Source organism: Pedococcus aerophilus (genome assembly GCF_039532215.1).
In the GTDB taxonomy this organism is placed as follows: domain Bacteria; phylum Actinomycetota; class Actinomycetes; order Actinomycetales; family Dermatophilaceae; genus Pedococcus; species Pedococcus aerophilus.
Genome location: NZ_BAAARN010000004.1, coordinates 1 through 26028, shown reverse-complemented (window position 1 = coordinate 26028; position 26028 = coordinate 1). Strand labels below are relative to the sequence as shown.

Below are 26028 nucleotides of genomic sequence, written 5' to 3'. Positions count from 1 at the left end.
CCGAAGCCCGGCGGTGGCCACATCCCTCCCGAGGCCGCTGTCCACCCGGCCGATGGCACGGTCCGCGTCCTGTACTTTCGGCCGGTACGCAGGGCCCCGCGGGTCCCTAGGCTGCAGCCGTGGTCACCGTCCAGCGCCGGCTCCCCCTCTGGGACGAGCCGCGGCCCGGTGGCGTCCCACCCGCTGGTCGTCACGACCGGCTGCTGGTGGGTGCTTTCGCGGTCACCGTCCTGGTGGAGGGGGTCGCCCGCCCGGGCCTGACCTGGCGGTACGTCGTGACGGCACTCGCCCTGGTGCTGGTGCCTGCCCTGCTCTGGCGACGGGATCGACCCCTTGTCGCCGCCCTGACGGGCTGGGGGGTCGCCGGTCTGCTCTCCGTGATCCAGCTGACCCGGTCCGTCGGCGACGTCGGTCTCTACTCCATGACGGCCGTCCTCGTCCTCCTGTACTCCCTCGTGCGGTGGGGCTCGGGGCGGGAGATCGTCACGGGAACGGCGTTCGTGGCCGTCGTCGTCGCGCTGGGCATGCGGGCCGGGTCGGCCGACTGGGCCGAGCTCTTCGGTGGGAGCGCACTTCTGCTGATGGTCGTGTCGCTCGCGGCGGTCTTCCGCTACCGCGCCGACCTCTGGCAACGCCGACAGCGAGAGGTCCGCAACGAGGAGCGCGTGGCACTGGCACGCGAGCTGCACGACACGGTGGCGCACCACGTCTCGGCCATCGCGGTGCAGGCGCAGGCCGGTCGAGCGGTGGCCCGCATCCGGCCCGAGGTGGCTGTCGACGCCCTGGCCGCGATCGAGTCCGAGGCGTCGCGGACTTTGGCGGAGATGAGGTCCATGGTGCGGCTGCTGCGCGAGGAGGAAGCCGTCGACTTCTCCCCACGACGAGGAGTTGCCGACCTCGTCGCCCTCGCACGCACCGACGCGACGCCCACGGTCGAGGTGCTGCTGGACGCTGCGCTGCCCCTCCTGCCACCGCCCGTGGACACGGCGCTCTACCGGATGGCGCAGGAGTCGCTCACCAACGCGGTACGGCATGCGAGGAGCGTCACCCGCGTCGGGATCCACCTGTGCAGGGACGGTGACGTCGTCAGGCTGCGTGTCAGCGACGACGGACAGAACGGCGCGGGAGCCGCGCCGGAGCCGGGGTTCGGCCTGCTGGGCATGACCGAGCGTGCCCACCTCCTGGGTGGGTCGCTGTCCGCGGGACCGGGTGCCGACGGCGGCTGGGTGGTCGAGGCCGTGCTGCCCGTCGAGGTGCCGGCATGACCATCCGGATCGTCGTGGCCGACGACCAGGACCTCGTCCGCGCCGGGCTCGTCATGATCCTCGGCGTACACCCCGACCTCGAGGTCGTGGGCGAGGCGGCAGACGGCCTTTCGGCGCTCGACCTGGCGACACGGTTGCGTCCCGACGTGCTCCTCGTCGACATCCGGATGCCCGGTGTCGACGGCGTGGAGGTGACGCGGCGACTGGCCGGTCCGGGGGTGGCCGACCCGATGGCGGTCGTCGTGATCACCACCTTCGACCTCGACGAGTACGTCCTCGGCGCCCTGCGTGCCGGTGCCCGCGGATTCCTGCTCAAGGACGCCGGGCCGGAGCTGCTCGTGCAGGCCATCCACGCTGCCGCCGAGGGCGACGCCCTGATTGCGCCCAACGTCACCCGCCGGCTGCTCGCGACCTTCGCGGACCACGCGCCGCGCTCGCCGGTCCAGCCCATCGACCCCCTCACCGAGCGCGAGGAGGAGGTCCTCGCCCTCGTGGCACGAGGAAGGACCAACGCCGAGATCGCCACCGAGCTCTTCGTCGGCCTGAGCACGGTCAAGAGCCACATCGCCTCAGTGATGACGAAGCTCGGCGCCCGCAACCGGGTGGAGCTCGCGATGTGGGCCTACGACACCAGACGCCTGCGCGCGGACCAGTCCAGCGTGCACCCTCCGCCTGCGTAGACTGACCGCGCTCGCCGGAGTGGTGGAACTGGTAGACACGCGGCACTTAGGATGCCGTGCCTTCGGGCGTGGGGGTTCGAGTCCCCCCTCTGGCACCAGGAGTTCAGCAGGTCAGCCGAGGAGGTCGCGCAGGTGCGGGACCATGGCCCGGAAGGCCTTGCCGCGGTGGGAGATCGCGTTCTTCTCCTCGGACGAGAGCTCGGCCGCATGGCGACCATCGCCCTCGACGACGAGCACCGGGTCGTAGCCGAAACCGTTGGCACCCTTGGGTTCCCGCGCGAGCGATCCCTCCATGCGCCCCTCGGCCGACCGCAGCGTGCCATCCGGCAGGGCCAGCACCGCCGCGCACACGAAGGCTGCCGCCCGGTGCTCGTCCTTGACGTCAGCCGTCTGGGCCAGCAGCAGGTCGAGGTTCGCCCGGTCGTCGCCGTGGCGACCGGCCCAGCGCGCCGAGAAGATGCCGGGCGCTCCGCCGAGGACCTCGACGGAGAGCCCCGAGTCGTCGGCGAGCGACGGCAGACCGGTGAACTCGGCGAGCGCCTGTGCCTTGAGGCGGGCGTTCCCCTCGAAGGTCACCTCGTCCTCGACGACGTCCGGGGCACCGGGGAAGTCGCCGGCACCGACGATCTCGAGCCCGAGCTCTTCGACGACATCGGCGAGGATGGCGCGCAGCTCGACGACCTTGTGGTCGTTGCGGGTGGCGAGGACGACGCGCGTCACTGCTGGCGCTCCCGCGGCGTGGCGGCGAGCGCCTCCTGCTGCTTCGCGGTGAGGTCCGCGCAACCCTGCGTTGCCTTGTCCAGCAACGCGTTGAGCATGTCGCGGTCGAACGGCTCGGCCTCGGCCGTGCCCTGCACCTCGATGAACCGTCCGTCGCCGGTCATGACGACGTTCATGTCCGTCTCGGCCGTCGAGTCCTCGGGGTAGTCGAGGTCGATGACGGCCTGGCCCTTGACGATGCCGACGGAGACAGCGGCGAGCGACCCCGTGAGCGGCTGCGCGTTCTTGGCGATCAGGCCCTTGGCGCGCGCGTCCTCGATCGCGTCGACCAGGGCGACGTACGCCCCCGTGATCGCCGCGGTGCGCGTGCCGCCGTCGGCCTGGAGCACGTCGCAGTCCAGGACGATGGTGTTCTCACCGAGTGCCTTGGTGTCGATGACGGCGCGCAGGCTGCGGCCGATGAGGCGGCTGATCTCATGGGTACGGCCGCCGACCTTGCCCTTGCGGGACTCACGGTCCGAGCGGGTGTTCGTCGATCGCGGCAGCATCTCGTACTCCGCGGTCACCCATCCCGTGCCCTTGCCCTTGAGCCAGCGCGGCACCCCCTCGGTGAAGGACGCGGCGCACAGCACGCGGGTCCGCCCGAACTCGACGAGCACGCTGCCCTCGGCGTGGTCCAGCCAGTTGCGGGTGATGCGCACCTCGCGGGTCTGGTCGGGGGTGCGTCCGTCGTGGCGGGGCTGCGGGCTCGATGCGGTGGAGTCGGTCACGCCCGCAAGGCTAACCGGCGTCGGTGGGCCGTCCTAGGGTGGACCCATGGCTGCAACCTTCCCGCTCGGTGCCCACGTCGACTCCGCCGACCCCGTCACGGCCGCGAAGGAGCGGGGCGCCGGCCTGTCCCAGTTCTTCCTCGGCAACCCGCAGGGCTACAAGGGGCCCGAGTTCGAGTACGCCGGTGGCGCCGAGGCCCTCAAGGCCGATGCCGAGGCGGCCGGGGTCGACCTCTACGTCCACGCGCCATACCTGATCAACGTCGCGAGCACGAACAACCGGATCCGCATCCCGAGCCGCAAGCTTCTCCAGCAGTTCATCGACGCCGGTGCCTCCATCGGCGCCAAGGGCCTCGTCGTCCACGGCGGACACGTCGACAAGGCCGAGGACGTCGGGAAGGGCTTCGACAACTGGCGCAAGGCGATCGAGGCCACCGACCTCAAGATCCCACTGCTCCTGGAGAACACCGCCGGTGGCGACAACGCGATGGCGCGCACCCTCGAGCGCATCGCGCGCACATGGGACGCGATCGGCTCGGCCGAGGGGTCCGACAACGTCGGCTTCTGCCTCGACACCTGCCACGCGCACGCCGGCGGCATCCCGATCGAGTCCGCTGTGGAAGCGGTCCGCTCGATCACCGGGCGCATCGACCTCGTGCACTGCAACGACAGCCGTGACGAGTTCGACTCCGGTGCCGACCGTCACACGAACCTCGGTGAGGGCCTGATCGACCCCGACGAGCTCGCTGCCGCCGTCACGGCCGCAGCCGCTCCTGTCGTCATCGAGACCCGGGGTGGCCTCGACGGCCAGCGGGCCGACCTCGACTGGCTGCGAGCGCGTCTCTAGTCCACCGTCGGGTGCGTCGCGAGGAACCGCCGGATCTCCTCGCGTGGCCGCTCGCCCAGGTGCGGTCCGTGGGTGAACGCCGCGGTCGTGTACTCCAGCTCGCTGAGCCGGTGCGCCGTGCGTGTCGTCATGGCGAAGTTGGTGCAGAACGCCTTGATGGGCCACCGCAGCCCACGCACGTTGAAGATCGAGTCCCCGGTGATCAGCACCCCTGACTCACGATGCAGGTATGCAGCGTGGCCGGGTGAGTGTCCAGGTGTGTGGACCACCTCGATGCCACCCGCGAACGGCACGACCTGGCCGTCGATGAACGTCTCCCCCACCGTGAGGGGCGCGAAGCCACCGCCACCCAGCCGGTCCATCAGCCGACCGAGCCGCAGGGTGTGGTCCCGCGGCGGCGACTTCCCTGCGGTCACGAAGGGAGCATCGGACTCGTGGAGCCCGAAGTCCTGCCCGGTCTTCTCGGCGACGTGCGCCGCTCCACCCGCATGGTCGGGGTGGGCGTGCGTGAGCATGAGGCGGGTGACGTCACTCGGTCCCGAGCCGATGGACGCGAGTGCCGCCATCACCTTGGGGCCGGACTGCTTGACCCCCATGTCGATCAGGGTGACCTGCCCGTCGTCGTCGCGCAGCATGAAGCCGTTGACGAAGTCGCCGAGCAGGGGGATCCGCCACACGTTCGGGGCGAGGGCGACCGCAGGGTCCTTGGCCATGCTCGGACTGTACGCCGCGGAAACTCCGGTGGTGCCGGGCGAGGGATCTCAGTCGGCGAGCTCGGGTGGCCAGACGATGGAGAACCGCTCGAAGACGACCTCCAGGTCGTTGGAGAACTCGGCGCCGATCCGCTCGCACTCCCGGCGGAAGAACCGGCGGTGGCCGTCCAGCCAGGACTCCAGGGTGCGGTCGTACTCCCCCTCGTCCCAGGCGAACTGCGCGTCCACCGAGTGCAGGGGCCCGACCCGCAGCTCGTGGGTCCGCAGCACGACGCGTGGCTGGCCGTCCCCGCCACACGCGACCCAGTGGGCGCCGACGCGCGGGAGCGGGTCACCGTCCGCGGCATACGCGGCGACCAGGCCGGCCGTCGCCCGCTTGGGCCCGTCCACGACGAAGGCGATGAGCTCGTCCGCGAGCGCCGGGCTGTCGCCGAAGCACTCCACCGGCGGCTCGCCCTCGTCGGGCAGAGCGGGGTGCACGGCCCGGTAGTCCGCCCACAGCGCGAGCCCCGCAGCGCGGTCGACCTCCACCGTCCCGTCCTCGGATGCCCCGGAGGGTCCGTCGGCGCCGCCGAGCGTCCACGTGCCCCCGGGGGCAGCGAGCTCGAGCGGGCCGGACCAGATCTCGGCTGCCTGCGCCCGGCACACCTCGCGGTCGTTCCACGGAGGGATGTGGGTGAGGACCAGACGTCCGACACCGCCGGCCGTCACCGCCGCCTCGGCGGCCCGGCGACCGGACAGGTGGATGCCCTGCACGTCGTCCCGGCCGTCGACGAACGCACTGTCCATGAGGGCCAGGTCCGCCCCCGCCAGCAGTGGGCTCAGGGCCGGTGTCGCGTCGGTGTCACCGGTGTAGGCGAGCACGACGCCGTCGGCCTCGACCCGGAAGCCGTACGCCTCGACGGGGTGGTTGACGCGGTAGGAGGTGACGGTGAAGGGCCCGAGCGTGGTGACGAGCTCGTCGGCCAGCTCGTGCACCGCGAACTCTGCGCTCATGCCGGCGTGCTCGAGCCCGTGGTACATCAGCGCGAACCGGTCTGCGGCCCCGGACGGCGCGTGGACGTCGAGCTGTCCCGGTACGGCGCCGCCGGGCCGGTACTTGCGCGTCACGTAGAGCCCGCAGATGTCGACGCAGTGGTCGGGGTGCAGGTGGCTGATGAAGACGGCGTCGAGGTCGGCGAGGTCGACCTGTCGTTGGAGCGGCCCGAGGGCACCGTTGCCGAGGTCGAGGACGATGCTCCACGTCCGTCCCTCGTGCTCGGCCTGCACCAGGTAGGAGGACGCCGGCGAGTCCGGGCCCGCGAACGACCCCGAGCACCCGATCACGGTGAGCTTCACCGCGCACCTCCGCCGGACGCCGAGCCGGCAGGGGTGACCACGGTCCGCACGACGGCGTCACCGAAGACGCCCTCGCTGTCGGCCCCCACCTCCGGACCGAGGAAGCGGCGTGCCAGCCGCGTGAACTCCGCGGCGTCCCCCGTCGTCGTGAACCCGTGGCTCGGGGGCGGCAGGTCCGGTGGACGCAGCGCATCGGTGTCGGCGAGCACCCGGTAGACGTCCTTGGCGGTCTCGTCGGCGGACGACACCAGCGTCACCGACTCCCCCATGACGTAGGAGATCGCGCCGGTGAGCAGGGGGTAGTGGGTGCAGCCCAGGACGAGGGTGTCGACCTCACCCTCCACCAGCGGGGCGAGGTAGTCGCGCGCGGTGGCGATGACCTCGGCGCCACTGGTCACCCCGGACTCGACGAACTCCACGAAGCGCGGGCACGGGATGCTCGACACCGACAGGTGCGGGGCCGCCGCGAACGCGTCCACGTACGCGCCGGACTGGTGGGTTCCTCGTGTCGAGATCACGCCGACCCTGTGGTTGCGGGTCGCGGCGGCCGCACGACGGACGGCGGGACGGATGACCTCGACGACCGGCACGTCGTACCTCTCTCGGGCGTCATGCAGGACGGCCGCGCTGGCGGTGTTGCACGCGATGACGAGGACCTTGACGCCGTGGTCGACGAGCCGGTCGAGGCACTCGAGCGCGAACTCACGGGTCTGGGCGATGGGCCGGGGACCGTAGGGGGCGCGGGCCGTGTCGCCGAAGTAGGCGATCGACTCGTGCGGCAGCTGGTCGAGCACCGCCCGGGCGACGGTCAGCCCGCCGTATCCCGAGTCGAAGATCCCGATGGGTGCGTCAGCCACGGGCCCAAGGCTAGACGGGGACGCTCCTGCGACGGCCACCGACGGGCCGTCTGCTCAATCACACCGACGCAGGTCAGGGAGCCAGCGCGTGCGCCAGCGTCTCCTGGAGCCAGGTGAGGAAGTCGTAGACCGCGAGCGCGTAGACCGCCGGGTCGTCCTCCTCCAGGCTCGACACCTGCTCCTCGATGAGGTCGAGGTCGTCGTCCTGCTTGAGCCCGAGCCGCTCCCCCAGCACGAGCCGGACGTCGGTCAGGGCGATGACCAGGGCGACCGCCTGCGCCTGGTCGAGGCTGACCTTCTGGTCCTCGAGGTGGGCCAGCGCGGCGATGGCCGTGTCGAGGTTCGCCGTCTTGCGGGCCCGCAGACCCTGCTCGGTGAGCTGGCGGAACTCCGCCGCGATCTGGTCGTCCTCACGGTTGGCCGTCGGGAAGATGCGGTCCAGGGCCGGGTAGCGCGGGGCAGGCACGCCACCCGCGAGCTGGACCTGGTCGTCGGCGGCGAGCGACACACCCTGACCGATGCCACCGAGCCCGGCGACGATGCGGTCGAACTCGTCACCGCCGCCCTCAGGCACCTCATCCGCCGGCGCCACCGGCGCCGGCTCCACCAGCTCGCGGACCTGCTCCATCAGCCCGACGACGAGGCCACGTTCGACGGCGTCGAGCTTCGCGACATACGCGCCGTGGCGCTTCTTGAACCCGCGTGCCACTCAGCTGTCCTTCTGGAAGGTGGCCCACAGGCCGTAACCCTGCAACGCCTCGGTGTCGGTCTCCATGCGCTCGCGCGACCCGGTCGACACGACCGCCCGGCCCTTCACGTGGACGTCCATCATCAGCCGCTCCGCCTTGGACTTGGAGTAGCCGAAGTAGGTCTGGAAGACGAACGTCACGTAGGACATGAGGTTCACGGGGTCGTTCCACACGAGGGTGATCCACGGGTGCTCGACCTCGGTGGCCTCGTCGGCGGAGACGCTCCGCTGCTCCACGGGGGCGATGGACACGGCAACTGGCACGGGACCACCTTAGGCTGCCCGGGTGGAGTCCACCGCACTGCTCACCGACCACTACGAGCTGACCATGGTGGAGGCTGCGCTGCGCAGCGGTGCCGCCTCCCGACGGTGCGTGTTCGAGGTGTTCGCGCGACGTCTGCCCGAGGGTCGCCGGTATGGCGTCGTCGCCGGCACCGGGCGCCTGCTCGACGCCCTGGAGGCGTTCCGGTTCGGCGACGAGGAGCTCGCGCGGCTGCGTTCGAGCCAGGTCGTGGACGAGCAGACCCTCGACTTCCTCGCCGGCTTCCGCTTCACCGGCGACGTCTGGGGGTATGCCGAGGGCGAGTGCTACTTCCCGGGCTCACCGGTGCTCGTGGTCGAGTCGGACTTCGCGCACGGGGTGCTCCTGGAGACCCTGGTGCTGAGCATCCTCAACCACGACAGCGCCGTCGCCTCCGCCGCGTCGCGGATGACGTCGGCAGCCGGGTCGCGACCGTGCATCGAGATGGGTTCGCGCCGCACCCACGAGGAGGCCGCAGTCGCGTCCGCCCGAGCGGCCTACATCGCGGGGTTCGCGACCACCTCGAACCTGGAGGCGGGTCGCCGGTACGGCGTGCCGACGGCCGGCACCGCCGCCCACGCGTTCACGCTGCTGCACGACGACGAGAGGGAGGCGTTCGCGGCGCAGATCGCCTCCCTCGGCAAGGGCACCACCCTCCTCGTCGACACCTACGACGTACCCACTGCCGTCGCGACCGCGGTGGAGCTGGCCGGCCCCGAGCTCGGTGCCGTGCGCCTCGACTCCGGCGACCTTCTCGTCCAGGCGCGCGACGTGCGCGAGCAGCTCGACCGGCTCGGCAACACCGGCACCCGCATCGTCGTGACGTCCGACCTCGACGAGTTCGCGATCGCCGGACTGGCCGCCGGCCCCGTGGACCTCTACGGCGTCGGCACGTCCCTCGTCACCGGCTCGGGAGCGCCCACGGCCGGCATGGTCTACAAGCTGGTCTCCCGGGAAGACTCGACCGGGACGATGGTCGGCGTCGCCAAGAGGAGCAAGGACAAGCAGTCGGTGGCGGGGCGCAAGTTCGCGCTGCGACGACGATCGTCCCGAGGAGTCGCAGAGGCCGAGATCGTCGGGATCGGCGAGCCGCCGACCGATGACGGGGACGACCGGGCGCTGCTCGTCCCGCTGGTCCGAGGGGGCGAGCGCGTCGACAGCGAGGCCCACACGCTGGAGGCTGCCCGGACGCGCCACACCGAGTCCCGGGCCGAGCTCCCCGCTGCAGCACGACGACTGCAGCGGGGAGAACCGGCGATCCCGACGGTCTACGAGGACTGAGCTGGGTCAGGGCTCGTCAGGGTCGTTCAGGGCTTGGCGACCGCCGGCCCGCGCAGCGTCACGAAGATCGACCCCCCGACCTCCATGTCCACCGTGGTGCAGCCGGCGGCCTCGTCCGTGACCGTCCGCACCTCACCGTCGTCGCCGACGACGACCTTGGCGACCTGCCGCGCCTCGGTGAGCGACAGGCACTTGGCCGCCACGTTCGCGCGCAGGTCGTCTGCGACGACGTGGACCACGTGCGCGACATCCGCCGGGTCGTCCTGCGGCACGGCTCGGGCGTGGGCGCGCACCTGGACCACCTCCCGCTGTGGCAGCGGGTCGACGAGGGCGCACGGACCCGCCCCCTGGGACCCGGCTCCGTCGACGACCTCGACGGTCCAGCCGGACAGACCGACATCGCCGAGGGTGTCCTGTGCGTAGGCCCGCGCCTGCTCCGCGGTGAAGCACTGGCCCTCCGGCCCGTCGACCCAGTCGGACATGGCCGACCGGAGCTCCAGCAGCGCAGCCTGCTCCTCGGCGGGCAACGGCTGCGTCGCCTCGGCCAGGACGGCCGCGGGCACCCCGGCGCGGCTGACGACGAAGTGGGTACCACCCCGGACGAAGGCGTAGGGATCTGCGAGCGGTGGGCGCCCGGCATCCTGGCGGATCTGCGCGCAGTCCGCGACGTCGTCGCCGCTCCCGGCGACACCGTCCACGCCGTCGACGAGGTGCAGCTCCCCCTGCGGGTCGAGGGTCACCGACGACGCGCAGTTGAGCCGGTCCAGGGTCGGGGTGTCCCCCCACTGGCTGACGGCGTAGGCAGCCCCGCCCCCGAGCAGCGCCAGGCCGAGTGCCCCCGCGGCCATTCCCCTGCGACCGAGGCGCCCACCCCTCCGCAGCGCCTCGGTCGTGGACGTCGTGTTCCGGTCCGTCATGGTGATCCCCTCCCGCAACGCGTCGAGCGCGTGTCGGTCGGTCACCGCGACGACCTGCGCGTCGTCGAGCCGGCGCACGGCCCGCAGGGCCACCAGCTCGTCTCCACGGAACTCGTTCATCAGATCTCCTCGGTGCCGCGACGGGCGGTCGCCCATCTGGGATGGTCATGTCCGGATGTCTCGAAACGTTGCGCCGCAACAAGTTCCAGCTCGTCCTCGAGCTGCGTCATCACCTCACGCAGCCGTGCGCGGGCACGGTGCAATCGGACCCGCACGGCGCCGCGGGACAGCCCCATGGCCACCGCGATGTCCTCGCGCGCAAGCTCCTCCCACGCGACGAGGCGCAACAGCTCGCGGTCGTCCTCACCAAGCCGGGAGACGGCCCGCTCCACGAGGCTCTCCCCGAGGACGTCGGGGCCCGGAACCACCTGGTGCAACGAGTCCCGCAAGCGGTCAGCCAGAGCGTGCCGTCGCCGCTCCCCTCGATGGTGGTTGGCCAGCACGCGGCGCGCGACCCCGAACAGCCACGGTCGCGCCTGGGCCCCCGGTGGGACGTCCTCGAGCCGCCGCCAGGCGACGAGGTAGGTCTCGGCCACCACGTCGGCGGCGTCGGCCGGATCCGTGACCCGCCGCACGGCATACCCGAGCAGGGCCCCGTGCGTGCGTTCGAACAGGTCCGAGAACTGCTGCTCGGGCGAGCTCATCCATCCCCCTCCACGACGACGAAGTCTGACACCTCATGCATGTCCGGACGGTCTGACGCCGTTACAGCGGTGCTCCTAGGATGCGGACATGAGCTCCCACGACATCGCCGCCGACCTCCGCGCCGAGGCCGCTGACCTCGATGCCGCCGACCCGCTGCGCTCCCTGCGCGACCGCTACCTCACGCCGGAGGGGACCGACCTGGTCGCCTACTTCGACGGCAACTCCCTCGGCCGGCCGGTTGCGGCGGCGGCCGAGCAGCTCCAGTCCTTCGTGGCGGGCCCGTGGGGCGACCGCCTGATCCGCTCGTGGGACGAGCAGTGGCTGGACTGGCCGACCCGCATCGGTGACCGGATCGGCGAGCTCGTGCTCGGAGCCGGCCCCGGGCAGACGTTCGTCGGCGACTCCACGACGGTGCTGCTCTACAAGCTGTCGCGTGCCGCGGTCGACGCCCAGGTCGCCCGGGGTCGGGACGAGATCGTCCTGGACACCGACAACTTCCCGACCGACCGTTACGTCCTGGAGGGGATCGCCGCCGAGCGCGGCCTCACGCTGCGCTGGATCGAGGCCGACGAGCGGGCCGGGGTGACCCTCGAGCAGGTCCGGGCCGTGGTGGGGCCGAAGACCGCCCTCGCGGTGTTCAGCCACGTCGCCTACCGCTCGGGTTTCATCGCCGACGGTGCCGGCATCACCGCCGCGGTGCGCGAGGCGGGTGGGCTCGTCCTGTGGGACCTCAGCCACACGGGTGGCTCGGTGCCGGTCCAGTTCGACGAGTGGGGCGTCGACCTCGCGGTCGGCTGCACCTACAAGTACCTCAACGGTGGGCCGGGTGCTCCCGCCTGGGCGTATGTCGCGCAGCGTCACCACGGGACGCTGCGCCAGCCCATCTGGGGCTGGATCGGCCGTCGGGACGCGTTCCAGATGGGCCCCGGCTACGACCCGGCCGACGGTCTGCGGTCGTTCATCTCGGGGACACCGCCGATCCTCGCGATGGTGCCGCTGCAAGCCTCCCTCGACGTCATCGCGGAGGCCGGCATCGAGGCGATCCGTGCCAAGTCGGTCGCGCTGACCGAGTTCGTCATCCGCCTGGCCGACGACCTGCTCGCCCCTCTGGGGGTCGAGATCGCCAGCCCACGCGACTCGTCGATCCGCGGCGGTCACGTCACGTTGCGCCGCAACGGTTTCCGAGAGATCACGGCCACGCTGTGGACGCAGGGCGTCATCCCGGACTACCGCGATCCCGACGGCATCCGCATCGGGGTCGCGCCCCTGTCCACGAGCTTCGACGAGGTCGTCGTCGGCATGCTCGCGCTGCGTGACACGATCGTGGAGTTCGACGCTGCGGACGGCCCACGGTCATGAGCCGTGCGCTCGTCCTCGTCGACGTCCAGAACGACTTCTGCGAGGGCGGGTCGCTCGCCGTCGCCGGTGGGGCTGCGGTCGCCGGCCGCATCAGCACGTACGTCGAGGAGCACCACGACGAGTACGCCGTGATCGTCGCCACCGCCGACTGGCACGACGACCCCGGCGCCCACTTCAGCGACAACCCCGACTTCGTCGACACCTGGCCGGCGCACTGCCGCATCGGGAGTGACGGGGCCCTGTTCCACCCCGCCGCCGAGAAGGCGTTCGAGCACGTCGAGGCGATCTTCCGCAAGGGCCACCACAGCGCCGCCTACAGCGGCTTCGAGGGATTCACCGTCGAGGCCGACCACCGCGCGACGCTGGCCGACTGGCTACGGGACCGGGCCATCGAGCAGGTCGACGTCGTCGGGATCGCCACCGACCACTGTGTCAGGGCCACCGCCCTCGACGCCGCCGAGGAGGGGTTCGAGACCACCGTGCTGCTCGACCTCACCGCGGGCGTCGCCCGCGAGACGACCGAACGCGCCCTCGTCGAGCTGGCCGCTGCGGAGGTCGTGCTCGAAGGCACACCCGTCCTGACCTGAGGCGGCTTCTCACAGCTGCGACTTCTCACAGCGCGTGGTGCCGTGCTGTGCGGCAAGTGTTACGGATGGTTAACGGGCATCGGTCGGTCGTGAAACACAACGTTGCGACCCTCCTCGGGAGAGAGCAGTCCACCAGGACGTGCTCTGACCACGAGAAGGAGCACCGCCCATGTCCGCTCCCGCCCGCGAGCCGGCCACCGCCCCCGACACGACCGCGCCCGACCCCGCAGCCACCACTGCCGCCGGTCGCACCGCTTCCGTCCCTGCCACCCCGGTCCGTCGTTCCGGCCGATGGATCGACCACTGGGACCCCGAGGACGCCACCTTCTGGCGCGGCGGTGGCCGGGCCATCGCCCGACGCAACCTCGCGTTCTCCGTCTACGCGGAGTTCCTCGGGTTCTGCGTCTGGGCCCTGTGGAGCGTGGTCGTGCCGCTGCTGCCGGCGGCCGGGTTCAGCCTCACCCTGGACCAGCAGTTCTGGCTGATCGCGCTGCCGAGCCTGGTCGGCGCCACGGTCCGCATCCCCTACACGTTCGCCGTCCCGCTGTTCGGCGGTCGCAACTGGACGATCATCTCGGCCCTCCTGCTGCTCATCCCGGCCTCCGCCCTGGCCTGGGTCGTCACCGAACCGTCGTCGTCCTTCGGCCTCCTGCTGACCTGCGCGGCGCTGGCCGGGTTCGGCGGCGGCAACTTCGCCTCGTCGATGTCGAACATCTCCTTCTTCTTCCCGGAGGCGGAGAAGGGAAAGGCGTTGGGGCTGAACGCTGCTGGCGGCAACCTCGGTACCGGCATCGTCCAGCTCGTCGTCCCGGCAGTCATCGTCATCGGCACCGGAACGCACCTCGAGCGGGCCGGCCTCATGTTCATACCCCTGGCACTGATCGCCGCCGTCCTCGCGTGGCGAGGCATGGACAACCTGTCCGGCGCACGCTCCGACTACGGCAGCTTCGCCCGGGCCACGCGCAACCGGCACACCTGGATCATCTCCTTCCTCTACATCGGCACCTTCGGCTCGTTCATCGGCTACTCCGGCGCCCTCCCCACGCTGCTCAAGACGCAGTTCCCCGAGACCCCGACCACCATCGCCTTTCTCGGTGCGCTGATCGGGGCCCTGTCCCGCCCGCTCGGCGGCATGGTCGCCGACCGGTTCGGCGGGGCGAGGGTCACCATCGGTTCCTTCGCCACCCTCACGGCCGGCGCCCTCGGAGCCGTCAAGGGCCTGGAGTCGCACAGCTTCGCCCTGTTCTTCGGCTCCTTCCTCGTGCTGTTCCTCGGTGCCGGCATCGGCAACGGTGCGACCTACCGCATGATCCCGGCCGTGTTCCGCGCCGGCGTCAGCCCCGACCGTCTCCCCACCGCCCGCAAGACCGCCGCGGGCTGCATCGGCATCGCGGGGGCGGTGGGTGCCTACGGCGGCTTCTTCATCCCCCGCGGGTTCGCCATGGCCAAGGAGGCCTACGGCTCGCTCGTCCCGGCCCTGTGGGTCTTCGTCGCCGCCTACGTCCTGATGGCCGCGACCACGTATGTCGTGTACGCCCGCCGCGGCTCGGCGCTCGCCGCCGAGACGATCTGAGGTCGGACCACCCGTGACCGGTCCCGACGGTGCTACCAGCACCTCCACCCACTGTCCGTACTGCGCCCTGCAGTGCGCCCAGTCGCTGACGCCCGTCCCTGGTGCGAGGGAAGGGGCCAGCGTCGCCGTCGAGGGTCGCGCCTTCCCGACCAACCGGGGCGGGTTGTGCCAGAAGGGGTGGACGAGCGCCGCGGTGCTCGAGTCCCCCGACCGCCTGACGGCCCCACTGGTCCGCAGCCTCGGCGGTCGCCTGGTCGAGGCGAGCTGGGACGAGGCGCTCGACCTCGTGGCCGCCCAGCTCCTGCGCATCCGCGCCGAGGACGGCCCCGATGCCGTGGCCGTCTTCGGCGGCGGTGGCCTGACGAACGAGAAGGCCTACCAGCTGGGCAAGTTCGCCCGGGTCGCCCTCGGCACGGCGAACATCGATTACAACGGACGGTTCTGCATGAGCAGTGCCGCGGCGGCGGCGAACCGGTCGCTCGGCGTCGACCGGGGCCTGCCGTTCCCGCTGACCGACCTGACGCAGGCCGGCGCGGTCCTCCTGCTCGGCAGCAACCTCGCCGAGACGATGCCGCCCTCGGTGGCCCACCTGGCCGACGTCCGAAGCCGCGGCGGGCTCGTCGTGGTCGACCCACGGCGCAGCGCCACCGCCGACCTGGCAGCCGACGGCCAGGGGCTGCACCTGCAGCCCCTGCCCGGCACCGACCTCGTGGTGCTGCTGGCCCTGGTCCACGTCCTGCTCACCGAGCAGCTCGACGACACTGCCTACCTCCGGCAGCGCACCGAGGGCCTCGAGGAGCTCCGCCGTCGCAGCGCCCTGTGGTGGCCCGAGCGCGCCGAGCAGGTCTGCGGAGTCCCCGCCGACGACCTGCGGGCGGCGGCCCGGCTGCTCGCGGCGGCCAGCCCGGTCCACGGTGGTCGGGGGGCCTTCGTGCTCACCGGCCGCGGGGTCGAGCAGTCCCGGCAGGGGACGGCCACCGTGTCGGCAGCCATCAACCTCGCCCTGGTCCTCGGGCTTCCCGGCCGGGTGGGCGGCGGCTACGGCGCCATCACGGGACAGGGCAACGGCCAGGGTGGCCGGGAGCACGGCCAGAAGTCCGACCAGCTGCCCGGCTACCGCATGATCGACGACCCCGCCGCCCGGGAGCATGTGGCCCGCGTGTGGGGGGTGGACCCTGCCTCGCTGCCCGGCAAGGGCAAGCCGGCGGTGGAGCTGCTCCGGTCGCTCGGCACCGACGGCGGCCCGCGAGCGCTGCTCGTCCACGGGTCCAACCTGCGGGTCAGCGCTCCCGACGGCCAGCGCGTCGCGGAGCGCCTCGATGCCCTCGACCTGCTCGTCGTCTGCGACGTCGTCCCGTCGGAGACCGCACTGCTCGCCGACGTCGTCCTACCCGTCACGCAGTGGGCCGAGGAGGAGGGCACCATGACCTCGCTCGAGGGACGGATCCTGAGGCGCCGCAAGGCCATCGAGCCCCCGGTCGGCGTGCGCAGCGAGCTGTGGATCTGGTCCGAGCTGGCCCGACGGCTGGGCACCGCCGGCTCCTGGGACACCGATCCGAGCCTGGTCTTCGACGAGCTCGCCCGTGCCAGCGAGGGCGGCCGCGCCGACTACAGCGGGGTGAGCCACGCGCGCCTCGACCGTGACGACGAGAGCTCAGCCGTCTGGTGGCCCTGCCCTGCCACGCCCGCGGACGAGCCGGAGCACCCCGGCACCCCACGCCTTTTCACCGACACCTTCCCCACGGCCACCGGCCGCGCCCGGATGGTGGCCGTCGACCACCTCGGGCCTGCCGACGACCTGCGCCCGGAGGCGCCGCTCTACCTCGTCACCGGTCGCGTCCTTCAGCACTACCAGTCCGGCGCCCAGACCCGTCGGGTCGACGCCCTCGCGTCCGCCGTGCCCGGACCGTACGCCGAGCTGCACCCCCTGCTCGCCGCCCGCCTCGGTGTCCGCGACGGAGAGAAGGTCCGCCTCGCGACCGCCCGGGGCGCGGTCGCCGTACCCGCACGGCTGACCGACACCATTCGTCCGGACACGGTCTTCATGCCCTTCCACTGGGGTGGCGCCGGAAGCGTGAACCGGTTGACGACCGACGCCACCGATCCGGTGTCGGGCATGCCGGAGTTCAAGGTCTGCGCCGTCGACGTGACGGCTGCCAGCGCGATGGTCGTCACCCCAGACCCGGTGGAGGTGGGCGCATGACGCGCCTCGTCGTCGTCGGCAACGGCATGGTCGGCTCACGATTCGTCGAGGACGTCCTCGCCGCCGATGCCGCTGGTCGGTTCGACATCACCGTGATCGGCGCCGAGGGGTGCGAGCCCTACAACCGGGTGCTGCTCAGTGAGGTCGTCGCCGGCAAGCACGACCTGTCGGCACTGACGCTGCCGACGCCCCGCAGCGAGCGGCTCACCACCCTGCGTGGCACCCACTCGATCCGGCTCGACCTCGAGGACCGCTTCGTGGAGACGAGCGACGGCGCCAGGGTCCGCTACGACCGGCTCGTCCTCGCGACCGGGTCCGACGCCAGGGTGCCTCGCCTTCCCGGGCTGCGGCACCGGGACAGCCTGACCTCAGGGGTCCACGCCCTGCGCACCATCGACGACGCCCGCGAGATCGTCGCCGCCACCCTCAACGCCTGCCACGCCGTCGTCCTCGGCGCCGGGGTCCTGGGGATGGAGGCAGCCTGCGGCCTGGCTCGGCGCGGAGTGGCGGTGAGCGTGGTCCACCCCGCGGCTGCCCTGATGGAGCGCCAGCTCGACGAGGACGCCAGCCGGGTCGTCGAGTCGGCCCTGGCGGGGCTGGGCATCGAGCAGCACGTCGGCCGCGGCGCAGTGGAGGCGCTGACCGATGACGGCCGCCTCACCGGCCTGTTGCTCGACGACGGCACGGTGCTGCCGGCCGACCTGCTCGTCCTCGCCACAGGCACCGTGCCCAGCACCGGGCTCGCGACCTCGGCGGGCCTCGCCGTCGAGCGCGGGATCCTCGTCCGGGACGACCTGTCCTCCCCGACCGACCATCGCGTCGCAGCGATCGGCGACTGTGCCCAACCCCCGGAGGGCGGCGGTGGTCTGGTCGCCCAGGGGTGGGAGCAGTCACGACGACTGGCGGCTCGCCTCTGCGGTGCGCCCACCCCGTCCGCTGCGGCGCCGTCGACGGTGAGCGACGTGGTGCGGCTCAAGGCGCACGGCCTCGACGTCGTGACCATGGGGGTCTGTGGTTCCCAGCGCGCCGACGACCCGGCGCAGCGGACGCTGCGCCTCAGCGATCCCGAACTCGGCCGGCACGTCGAGGTCGTGGTGTCCGGGGGGTTGCTCGTCGGCGCGACCTGCGTGGGTGCAGGCGCTGTCGCCGCCGAGCTCGTCACGACGTACACCCGGCGCACGCCCGTGCCGGCCGACCCGGCATACCTCCTGCTCTCGGCCCTCACGCCGCGCCTCGGTGGTGCCACGGTCTCCCCGGTCGACCTTCCCGACGGCACCACCGTCTGCCGGTGCAACGGCGTGACCAAGGGCGCGCTCGTCGCCTGCGTCCACGACGGCGCCGCGACCGTGGCCGAGGTGGCTGCCGCGACCCGTGCGACCACGGGGTGCGGCGGGTGCACCGACGACGTCTGTGCCCTCCTCGACGCGCTCTCCACGCCGACACCTCGGCCCCGCACCTCTCCCACCACCGCCCGTCCCCGTGAGGACGACGTAACGAAGGGGAAACACATGATCCACAGCGCTGAAACGGCAGGCTCCTAACGTGGGCGCCATGGTCGACCACACCGCTCCGCGACAGCTCGTCGTCGTGGGCGGCGGCATGGTCGCGCGACGGCTCATCGACGCCCTGCGCGCCCGTGACACCGACGGCGAGTGGGCGGTCACCCTCCTGTGCGAGGAGCCCCGGGCGCCGTACGACCGCGTCGCCCTCACCTCCTACTTCACCGGACGCGACCCCGAGGACCTCGCGCTCGGTGGCCAGGAGCTGTGGGACGACCCCATGGTGACGCTGCGCCGCGGTGTCGCTGCCACCGGGATCGACCGCACCGACAAGACGGTCACCACCTCCGACGGCCGCACACTCCCCTACGACTCCCTCGTCCTCGCGACCGGCTCGTACGCCGCCGTGCCCCCCGTCCCCGGGAAGGAGCTCCGCGGTGCGTTCGTCTACCGGACCATCGACGACGTCGCCGACCTGCGTTCGTACGTCGAGAAGCTCCGCACGGAGCTCGGTCGCCCCCTGCGCGGCGCGGTCGTCGGCGGTGGCCTGCTCGGCCTCGAGGCGGCCGGTGCCCTCACGGCACTGGAGGTCGGCACCACCGTGGTCGAGTTCGCCCCGCGGCTCATGCCGCTGCAGGTCGACGACGGCGGTGGCGAGGCGCTGCAACGGCTCATCGAGGCGCTCGGCGTGTCCGTCCGCACCAGCACGGCGACCGCCAAGATCACCGGTCGCCTCGGGCAGGTGGCCACCATGGAGTTCTCCGACGGTGAGCGGCTTCCCGTCGACGTGGTCGTCTTCGCCGTCGGTGTCCGGCCCCGCGACGAGCTCGCCCGGGAGGCAGGACTGGAGGTCGGCGAACGCGGCGGTGTGGTCGTCGACGACGCCTGCGCCACAGCCGACCCGTCCGTCTGGGCCATCGGCGAGGTCGCCTGCATCGGCGGACGCTGCCTAGGGCTCGTCGCCCCCGGCTACACGATGGCCGAGATCGTCGCCGACCGGCTCCTGGGTGGTGAGGGCACCTTTCCGGGTGCCGACCTGTCGACGAAGCTCAAGCTGCTCGGGGTCGACGTCGCATCCTTCGGCGACGCGTTCGCGACCGAGCCCGGTGCCCTCGAGGTCGTCATCTCCGACCCGGTCGCCGGGGTCTACAAGAAGCTCGTGATGTCCGACGACGCCCGCACGCTCCGCGGGGGAATCCTCGTCGGCGACGCGAGTGCGTATGCGGCGCTGCGACCGATGGTGGGCCGCGAGCTCGGCGGCGACCCCGCGGCATACCTGCTCCCCGAAGGGGCTGCGCCGGCACCCGCCGGCGACCTGCCCGAGGACGCCACCGTCTGCTCGTGCAACAACGTGTCCGCGGGCGCGATCCGTTGCTCGGTCACCGAGGGTGGCTGCACGGACCTCGCTGGGGTCAAGGCGTGCACCAGGGCCGGCACGAGCTGCGGCTCCTGCCTCCCCCTGGTCAAGCGCCTCGTCACCACCGAGCTGGAGAAGTCCGGCGTCACGGTGAGCAACGCACTGTGCGAGCACTTCGAGCTCTCCCGGGCCCAGCTGTTCGACGTGGTCCGCGTGCAGGAGCTGACGACCTTCAGCGAGATCATCGCTCGTCATGGCCGCGGTCGCGGGTGCGACATCTGCAAGCCCGTCATCGGCTCGATCCTCGCCTCCCTCGGCACCGGCCACATCCTCGAGGGTGAGCGGGCGACGTTGCAGGACACCAACGACCACGTCATGGCCAACCTCCAGAAGGACGGCTCGTACTCCGTGGTCCCCCGCATCCCCGGTGGCGAGATCACGCCCGAAGGACTCATCGTCATCGGCGAGGTGGCCAAGGACTTCGGGCTCTACACGAAGATCACCGGCGGCCAGCGCATCGACCTCTTCGGTGCCCGGATCGAGCAGCTGCCGAAGATCTGGAAGCGGCTCGTCGACGCCGGTTTCGAGTCGGGTCATGCCTACGGCAAGTCGCTGCGCACCGTGAAGTCCTGCGTCGGCTCGACCTGGTGCCGCTACGGCGTGCAGGACTCCGTCGGCCTGGCCATCGCGCTGGAGCTTCGATACCGGGGGCTGCGGTCCCCGCACAAGATCAAGCTGGGCGTGTCAGGGTGCGCGCGCGAGTGCGCCGAGGCCCGCGGCAAGGACGTCGGTGTCATCGCCACCGACAACGGATGGAACGTCTACGTCGGCGGCAACGGCGGCTTCACCCCACGACACGCCCAGCTGCTCGCCGAGGACCTCGACACCGAGACCCTCGTCCGCACCATCGACCGTTTCCTCATGTACTACGTCCGCACGGCCGACCGGCTCCAGCGGACGGCGGTGTGGGTCGAGGACCACGAGGGTGGCCTCGACGCGATCCGCGCCGTCGTCCTCGAGGACTCGCTCGGCATCGGCGCAGACCTCGACGCGGCGATGGCCGGCCACGTCGAGGGGTACGAGGACGAGTGGGCCGCAGCCCTCGACGACCCCGAGAAGCTGCGCCGCTTCGGGTCGTTCGTCAATGCCCCCGACCAGCCGGACGACACGCTGGCGTATATCAGCGAACGCGGGCAGCCCCGCCCCGCAACAGAATCCGAACGCACCGGCGGAGGGGTCCTCATCGCCGGGACGACGTTGGAGGTCCGCAGATGACCATCGAGACGACCACGCCCACCGACCTCGGGGTCGTCTGGCACGAGATCTGCAGCCTCAAGTCGCTGTCCCGCGAACGCGGTGCCGCAGCCCTCGTCGCGGGTCGCCAGGTCGCGTTGTTCCGGACCTTCGACGACCGCGTCTACGCCGTGCAGCAGCTCGACCCGTTCAGCGGTGCGAACGTCATGTCCCGGGGCATCGTCGGCACCCGTGGCGACGTCCCGACGGTCGCCTCCCCCATGTACAAGCAGGTCTTCGACCTGCGCACGGGTTCCTGCCTCGACCCTGTCGGGAAGGAGCCCCACTCGCTGGCCACCTTCCCCGTGCACGTGGTCGACGACGTCGTGAGCGTGGGGCTACCCGGAGGGCACGGTGCGCGATGACGACGCTGCTGGGTCTGGAGGTCACCGGCAAGCGGGTCCTGGTGGCCGGGGGCGGGCCGGTCGCTGCCCGACGTGCGACGTCACTGGCCGCAGACGGTGCGCTCGTCACGGTCGTGGCGCCGCAGCTGTGCGAGGACCTCGTCGACGCGGTCGTGGACGGTGCGCTCACGTGGGTCGACCGCGAGGTCGTTGAGTCCGACCTCGACGGCGCCTGGCTGGTCCACGCGGCCACGGGCGATGTCCGCACCAACGACCTGCTCTGCCAGTGGGCGACCGAGCGCCGGATCTGGAGCGTGTGCGCCAGTGCCGTCCAGGACGGTACGGCGCGGACGCCGGCCACCACGCGGCACGCCGGCCTCGTCGTCGGCGTCACCTCCACGGGCGAGGCGGACCCGGCCCGCGCCCGGTCCGTCCGCGACCAGCTCGCCCTGACCCTCGAGACCGGCGACCTCGACCTGCGGCGGCATCGAGCGACCTGTGACACCCCGCTCCGGTCGACCATCGACGGTCCCGGCTCCACCCTCGACTTCTCCGTCCGGGCGCCGGTCGGCCGGGTGGTCCTGGTCGGCGGTGGCCCCGGTGCCCCGGACCTGATGACGATCCGTGGCCGACGCGCCCTGGCGGAGGCAGACGTCGTCGTCACCGACCGCCTCGGCCCGACGAGCCTGCTGGCCGCCCTGCCCACCGATGTCGAGGTGATCGACGTGGGCAAGGTGCCGGGGGCCCACGCGATCAGCCAGGACCAGATCAACGCGGTGCTCGTGGAGCAGGCGCAGCGGGGGCGCGTGGTCGTCCGGCTCAAGGGCGGAGACCCCTTCCTCTTCGGCCGCGGCGGCGAGGAGCAGACGGCGCTTGCCGCCCACGGCATCCCGGTCGAGGTGGTCCCGGGCGTCAGCTCTGCCCTGGCCGCCCCCGCCGCCGCAGGCATCCCGGTCACGCACCGGGGCACCGTTGCAGCCGTCCACATCACCCACGGCCACGGGACGCTCGAGGAAGCCGCCGTCCGGGCCGTCGTCGACTCGAGCGCCACCCTCGTCGTGCTGATGGGGGTGGCGATGCTGGGCCAGCACGTTCAGCAGCTCCTCGCCGCAGGAGCCGCGCCGGAGCTCGCGGTCGCCGTGGTCGAGAACGCCACGCTGCCCACCCAGCGGGTCACCCGCGCCGGGTTGGGCCAGATCGTCGACGTCGCGGCGCGCGCCGCAGTTCGCGCCCCGGCCGTCATCGTCGTGGGGGCGGTCGCCGACGCCGACCTGCTGGAGCCGCTCGCATGAGCCCAGCCCCGGGGCCAGCGCTGAGCCAGGTCATGGCCGGGTGCGTCGTCCTCGTGACCGCAGACCGCCGCAGCGGCGAGCTGGGGTCGGCGCTGGTCCGCCGAGGTGCCACGGTGCGGCACGCGCCCTCCCTGAGCATCGTCCCGCACGAGCACGACGACCAGCTGCTCCTCGACACCAAGGCCCTGCTCGTCGACCACCCCGACACGGTGGTGGTGACCACCGGCATCGGGTTCCGGGGCTGGGTGGAGGCCGCCGATGCCGCCGGTGTCGCCGACGAGCTCACCGCCGTGCTCGAAGGAGCCCGCATCATCGCGCGCGGACCCAAGGCTCGCGGCGCGATCCAGGCCGCCGGGTTGCAGGCGGACTGGGTCGCCGAGTCCGAGACCTCCGCCGAGATCCTCGACCTGCTGCTCGCCGAGGGGGTCGCCGGCCACCGCATCGCCGTCCAGCACCACGGTGCAGGAGCAGACGGGCTCGACACCGAGCTCGCCGCAGCAGGCGCCGACGTCCAGAGCCTGGTGGTCTACCGCTGGGGCCCTCCCCCGGATCCCGAGGCCCTCGCGGCCTCGGTACAGGCCGCCGCAGCCGGGGAGATCGACGCAGCAGTCTTCACCTCGGCCCCCGGTGCAGCCGCGTGGCTGGCCGCCGTCGACTCAGCCGGCCTCGGCGACCAGATCGTGGCGCGACTGCGGTCGGGGTCGATGGTCGCCGCCGCGGTGGGTCCGGTCACCGCCCGCCCCCTGCAGGAGCGGGGTATCGAGCCCATCGTCCCCGATCGTGGACGGCTCGGCGCCCTCGTGCGCAGCCTGGTCAGCCACTACGAGCAGGCCCAGACCTCGGCGGTCACCACCGGAGCTGGACGGCTCCAGGTGCGGCGCACCGTGGCCCTGCTCGACGACCACGTCCTCCCGGTGTCGCCCAGCGGTCTGGAGGTGTTGCGTCTGCTCGCCGACGCCGGTGGCGAGGTCGTCACCCGTCTGCAGGTCCTCGACGTCCTGCCGGGCGACTCGAACGACCCGCACACGGCAGAAGTCGCCATCGCCAGGCTCCGGGAGGCGTGTGGGGCCAGGGGTCTGATCCAGACGGTCGTCAAGCGCGGGTACCGGCTCGACGTCGACCGGAGCCGAACCAGCTGACCTCGGCCGACCCCGGCTCAGTGCCGCCCGCCCTCCGCGGCGCCCTGGACGACGACCGGCTGACCGCCCGCGACCAGCTTCCAGTCGTAGGTCGTGAACGTCGCGGGATCGATGACTCCCTGCTCCGTCGTCCAGTCGATGAGCAGCTGGCGGATCTCCACCTGGGCGTTGTAGAGGACCGGCGCGGTGGTGACTCCAGGGAAGTTCCCTCCCCCGGACTGCCGGTAGTTGTTGATGGCGATGACGAACTGCTTCGCGGCGTCGATCGGCTGCCCGTCGTAGGTGAGGTTCGTGATGCGCTGCCCCACCGGCTTGGCGATGTCGATCTGGTAGGCCAACGATGCGTCGAGTCCACCCATGACGTCGTAGTTGTAGTCGGGGGTCTCCAGGCCCGTGGCAGGGTTCACCGCGTTCGTGACGTCATCAGGGGCGAAGGGCCCCGTGGTGGTCCGCGTCTCGAAGTACGCCGCCGAGTACTCGAGGTAGGCCTTGACCTGCGCCCCGGAGAAGCGGATCCCGAGCAGGGTGTTGTCGTAGATGTAGAGCCCCGCGACGTCGCGCACGGTGACGTTGCCTGCGGGGATGGCCGCGTCGCGGTTGAACGGGGCGGCGATCGACAGCACAGGCAGCGTCTCGTCCGCAGTGCCGGCCAGAGCAGCCTTCACCGCATCGGCCTGCACGTGGTTGATGAAGTCGAGCGCTGAGGTGTCCTCGAACCGCGCCGTGGCCGCAGACATCGCTGTGGTGCACGTCCCGATGACCGAGTTGACGTAGGTACGGACCACCGCATGGTCCTGTCGGACGAGCTCGGCGACCGCAGGGTCCTCCGGGACGGTGTTGGCATTGAGGAGATGGGCGTGCGCGGACGTCAGGGCCCAGCCCTTTCCGTCGTGGACGACGTCGAGGTCCATGACCGACAAGCGCATGCCCCACTTGGAGGGCTCGGTGATGAGGACCTTCTTGCCCGCCGTGACCGCACTGGGGACGAGCTCCTCCTGGATCTCGACGTGTGCGTGACCGACGAGCACCGCGTCGACGCCGGCGACCTGCTCGGCGAGCTGGCGCGAGGCATTCTCCGGGTAGGGCAGGGCGTCGCCGTACGACGACCCCGGCTTGGCTCCCGAGTGGCACGACACGATGACGAGGTCGCAGCCGGCCTTCTTGAGCTTCGGCACCCACACCTTGGCCTGCTCGACGATCCCGGGGAACCTGAGCACCCCCTCGACATTCGCCTTGTCCCAGATCGCGACCCCCGGGGTCACGAGCCCGAGGACACCGACCTTGAGCGGCTTCGCGACACCGGGGACCTTGTAGGACTTGATGACGTGCGGCGCGAACGCCGGGGCACCGGTCACCCAGTCCACGGTGTTGGCGGACAGCAGCGGGAAGTCGCACTGCGACTCGAACGTCCGCAACGTATCGATCCCGTAGTTGAACTCGTGGTTGCCCAGGGCCGCCGCGTCGTACCCGATGGCATTCATCGCCTTGGCCATCGGGTGGACCGAACCTCCGGTGATGGGGTCGATCTTCGCGTAGTAGTAGGCCAGCGGAGTTCCCTGCAGGGTGTCACCCGCATCGAGCACCAAGGTGTTGCGCGAGCCACGCTCTTCGCGCATGAGCTTCACCAGCGTCGCGATCTTGGCCAGCCCGATGTCGTTGTGGGTGGAGTCGTCGTAGGTTGCGTCCTTGAAGTAGTCCCAGTTCAGCACGTTGCCGTGGGTGTCCGTCGTCCCCAGGACCGTGAGGCGGTATGTCGTGCCACCGCCCTTGCCGGGCTTGCCCTTCTCCTGCACCGCGTGGGCCGTACCGGGAGCAGCGAACAGCGCAGCCGCCGCTCCGGCTCCACCGAGAACGGCCATGCCCAGCACCTGGCGCCGTGAGCGGTCCGACGGGGTCGCCTCTGCAGCGCCGACGACGCGGTCGGACTGGTGGGGCACGGCGGGACGCGATGACGACATGGTGGCCTCCGGGGCAGCGGGCCGGCAGGGCCGGCAGACGGTGCCCAGCGGCCGCGCCATTGAGGCCGCTGGGGGTCTTCCACACTAAGCCAGTCCGGGCGACAACAAAAGGGACCAATCCCCCGGACTTGGTCAACACCATTGCTCGAGGGGCCAAGGGAATGCCCTTGTCACACCGTCGGGTCTGCGCCAGGGCATGCCAAAAGGGCCTTCCCGTGTGGGAAGGCCCTTTTGAAAGTATGTCCGGCTGCGTCCTACTCTCCCACACCGTAACCAGTGCAG

At 71.6% G+C, this 26028-nt stretch carries 23 protein-coding genes, 1 tRNA gene and 1 pseudogene; 14 read left to right on the top strand and 11 right to left on the bottom strand.

Annotation, left to right across the window (positions count from 1 at the left end; all coding sequences use genetic code 11):
* The first annotated feature begins 119 nt into the window (after positions 1 to 119).
* The 3 genes from ABD286_RS14700 to ABD286_RS14690 all read left to right on the top strand — a co-directional run bounded on the left by ABD286_RS14700 (position 120) and on the right by ABD286_RS14690 (position 2043).
* The gene (locus ABD286_RS14700; protein WP_344194797.1) at positions 120 to 1265 is read left to right on the top strand and encodes a sensor histidine kinase; all 1146 of its coding nucleotides are present in this window, start codon (positions 120 to 122) and stop codon (positions 1263 to 1265) included.
* A complete protein-coding gene (locus tag ABD286_RS14695; protein ID WP_344194795.1) occupies positions 1262 to 1945 on the top strand; it encodes a response regulator in 684 nt (227 codons plus the stop codon). Before ABD286_RS14700 ends, ABD286_RS14695 begins: the two co-directional genes overlap by 4 nt.
* A 13-nt stretch (positions 1946 to 1958) precedes the next feature.
* Positions 1959 to 2043 (top strand) — tRNA-Leu (locus ABD286_RS14690).
* A 13-nt stretch (positions 2044 to 2056) separates the two neighbouring features.
* On the opposite strand, the gene rdgB is transcribed toward ABD286_RS14690, so the two are convergent.
* Together rdgB and rph are read right to left on the bottom strand one after the other, a co-directional pair.
* Positions 2057 to 2665 carry an RdgB/HAM1 family non-canonical purine NTP pyrophosphatase gene (gene rdgB / locus ABD286_RS14685; protein ID WP_344194793.1) on the bottom strand — a complete coding sequence of 203 codons (609 nt, stop codon included), beginning with the start codon at positions 2663 to 2665 and terminating at the stop codon, positions 2057 to 2059.
* Positions 2662 to 3435 carry a ribonuclease PH gene (rph, locus tag ABD286_RS14680; RefSeq protein ID WP_344194791.1) on the bottom strand — a complete coding sequence of 258 codons (774 nt, stop codon included), beginning with the start codon at positions 3433 to 3435 and terminating at the stop codon, positions 2662 to 2664. The genes rdgB and rph overlap by 4 nt, the downstream gene beginning before the upstream one ends.
* A gap of 46 nt (positions 3436 to 3481) precedes the next feature.
* On the opposite strand from rph, the gene ABD286_RS14675 reads away from it, so the two are divergent.
* Positions 3482 to 4282 carry a deoxyribonuclease IV gene (locus ABD286_RS14675; RefSeq protein ID WP_344194789.1) on the top strand — a complete coding sequence of 267 codons (801 nt, stop codon included), beginning with the start codon at positions 3482 to 3484 and terminating at the stop codon, positions 4280 to 4282.
* Here the strand turns inward: ABD286_RS14675 and ABD286_RS14670 are convergent.
* The 6 genes and pseudogenes from ABD286_RS14670 to clpS all read right to left on the bottom strand — a co-directional run bounded on the left by ABD286_RS14670 (position 4279) and on the right by clpS (position 8190).
* Positions 4279 to 4995 (bottom strand): MBL fold metallo-hydrolase, encoded by a 717-nt coding sequence (locus tag ABD286_RS14670; protein WP_344194787.1) that lies wholly within the window; start codon positions 4993 to 4995, stop codon positions 4279 to 4281. The two genes, ABD286_RS14675 and ABD286_RS14670, sit on opposite strands and share 4 nt — an antisense overlap.
* A 48-nt stretch (positions 4996 to 5043) precedes the next feature.
* Entirely contained in the window at positions 5044 to 5439 is a 396-nt protein-coding gene (locus ABD286_RS18915) for an ASCH domain-containing protein (protein ID WP_425565412.1), read from the bottom strand.
* A gap of 129 nt (positions 5440 to 5568) precedes the next feature.
* Positions 5569 to 6333: pseudogene (locus ABD286_RS18910) on the bottom strand (MBL fold metallo-hydrolase); the annotation flags it as partial.
* The gene (gene murI, locus ABD286_RS14660; RefSeq protein ID WP_344194783.1) at positions 6330 to 7190 is read right to left on the bottom strand and encodes a glutamate racemase; all 861 of its coding nucleotides are present in this window, start codon (positions 7188 to 7190) and stop codon (positions 6330 to 6332) included. The pseudogene ABD286_RS18910 and the gene murI, both read right to left, overlap by 4 nt.
* A 73-nt stretch (positions 7191 to 7263) precedes the next feature.
* On the bottom strand, positions 7264 to 7899 hold the full coding sequence (locus ABD286_RS14655) for a DUF2017 domain-containing protein (RefSeq protein ID WP_344194781.1): 636 nt from the start codon (positions 7897 to 7899) through the stop codon (positions 7264 to 7266).
* Positions 7900 to 8190, bottom strand: coding sequence for an ATP-dependent Clp protease adapter ClpS (clpS, locus tag ABD286_RS14650; RefSeq protein WP_425565410.1), 291 nt, complete (start codon positions 8188 to 8190; stop codon positions 7900 to 7902).
* Positions 8191 to 8224: 34 nt separating this feature from the next.
* Here clpS and ABD286_RS14645 point away from each other — a divergent pair, with 34 nt between their 5' ends.
* Positions 8225 to 9520, top strand: coding sequence for a nicotinate phosphoribosyltransferase (locus ABD286_RS14645; protein ID WP_344194779.1), 1296 nt, complete (start codon positions 8225 to 8227; stop codon positions 9518 to 9520).
* 26 nt (positions 9521 to 9546) lie between these two features.
* On the opposite strand, the gene ABD286_RS14640 is transcribed toward ABD286_RS14645, so the two are convergent.
* Both ABD286_RS14640 and ABD286_RS14635 read right to left on the bottom strand, forming a co-directional pair.
* Positions 9547 to 10557 (bottom strand): hypothetical protein, encoded by a 1011-nt coding sequence (locus tag ABD286_RS14640; RefSeq protein WP_344194777.1) that lies wholly within the window; start codon positions 10555 to 10557, stop codon positions 9547 to 9549.
* On the bottom strand, positions 10557 to 11141 hold the full coding sequence (locus ABD286_RS14635) for an RNA polymerase sigma factor (RefSeq protein WP_344194775.1): 585 nt from the start codon (positions 11139 to 11141) through the stop codon (positions 10557 to 10559). Before ABD286_RS14635 ends, ABD286_RS14640 begins: the two co-directional genes overlap by 1 nt.
* 88 nt (positions 11142 to 11229) lie before the next feature.
* Between ABD286_RS14635 and ABD286_RS14630 the strand changes: the two genes are divergently transcribed.
* The 9 genes from ABD286_RS14630 to ABD286_RS14590 all read left to right on the top strand — a co-directional run bounded on the left by ABD286_RS14630 (position 11230) and on the right by ABD286_RS14590 (position 23788).
* Entirely contained in the window at positions 11230 to 12501 is a 1272-nt protein-coding gene (locus ABD286_RS14630; protein ID WP_344194773.1) for a kynureninase, read from the top strand.
* Complete coding sequence (locus ABD286_RS14625; RefSeq protein WP_344194771.1) at positions 12498 to 13088, top strand: isochorismatase family protein; 591 nt, start codon at positions 12498 to 12500, stop codon at positions 13086 to 13088. Before ABD286_RS14630 ends, ABD286_RS14625 begins: the two co-directional genes overlap by 4 nt.
* A 169-nt stretch (positions 13089 to 13257) precedes the next feature.
* Positions 13258 to 14661, top strand: a complete 1404-nt coding sequence (locus ABD286_RS14620) for an MFS transporter (RefSeq protein WP_344194769.1) — start codon at positions 13258 to 13260, stop codon at positions 14659 to 14661.
* Positions 14612 to 16864: a molybdopterin oxidoreductase family protein gene (locus ABD286_RS14615; protein WP_425565398.1), complete on the top strand. Its 2253-nt coding sequence runs from the start codon at positions 14612 to 14614 to the stop codon at positions 16862 to 16864. Before ABD286_RS14620 ends, ABD286_RS14615 begins: the two co-directional genes overlap by 50 nt.
* On the top strand, positions 16861 to 18405 hold the full coding sequence (locus tag ABD286_RS14610; RefSeq protein ID WP_344194765.1) for an FAD-dependent oxidoreductase: 1545 nt from the start codon (positions 16861 to 16863) through the stop codon (positions 18403 to 18405). The genes ABD286_RS14615 and ABD286_RS14610 overlap by 4 nt, the downstream gene beginning before the upstream one ends.
* A gap of 10 nt (positions 18406 to 18415) precedes the next feature.
* On the top strand, positions 18416 to 20995 hold the full coding sequence (gene nirB / locus ABD286_RS14605; protein ID WP_344194763.1) for a nitrite reductase large subunit NirB: 2580 nt from the start codon (positions 18416 to 18418) through the stop codon (positions 20993 to 20995).
* Positions 20992 to 21378: a nitrite reductase small subunit NirD gene (gene nirD, locus ABD286_RS14600; RefSeq protein WP_344194761.1), complete on the top strand. Its 387-nt coding sequence runs from the start codon at positions 20992 to 20994 to the stop codon at positions 21376 to 21378. Before nirB ends, nirD begins: the two co-directional genes overlap by 4 nt.
* Positions 21375 to 22649 (top strand): uroporphyrinogen-III C-methyltransferase, encoded by a 1275-nt coding sequence (gene cobA / locus ABD286_RS14595; RefSeq protein WP_344194759.1) that lies wholly within the window; start codon positions 21375 to 21377, stop codon positions 22647 to 22649. The genes nirD and cobA overlap by 4 nt, the downstream gene beginning before the upstream one ends.
* Entirely contained in the window at positions 22646 to 23788 is a 1143-nt protein-coding gene (locus ABD286_RS14590; protein WP_344194757.1) for a uroporphyrinogen-III synthase, read from the top strand. Before cobA ends, ABD286_RS14590 begins: the two co-directional genes overlap by 4 nt.
* Positions 23789 to 23805: 17 nt before the next feature.
* On the opposite strand, the gene ABD286_RS14585 is transcribed toward ABD286_RS14590, so the two are convergent.
* Entirely contained in the window at positions 23806 to 25725 is a 1920-nt protein-coding gene (locus ABD286_RS14585; protein ID WP_344194755.1) for a bifunctional metallophosphatase/5'-nucleotidase, read from the bottom strand.
* Positions 25726 to 26028: the final 303 nt, after the last annotated feature.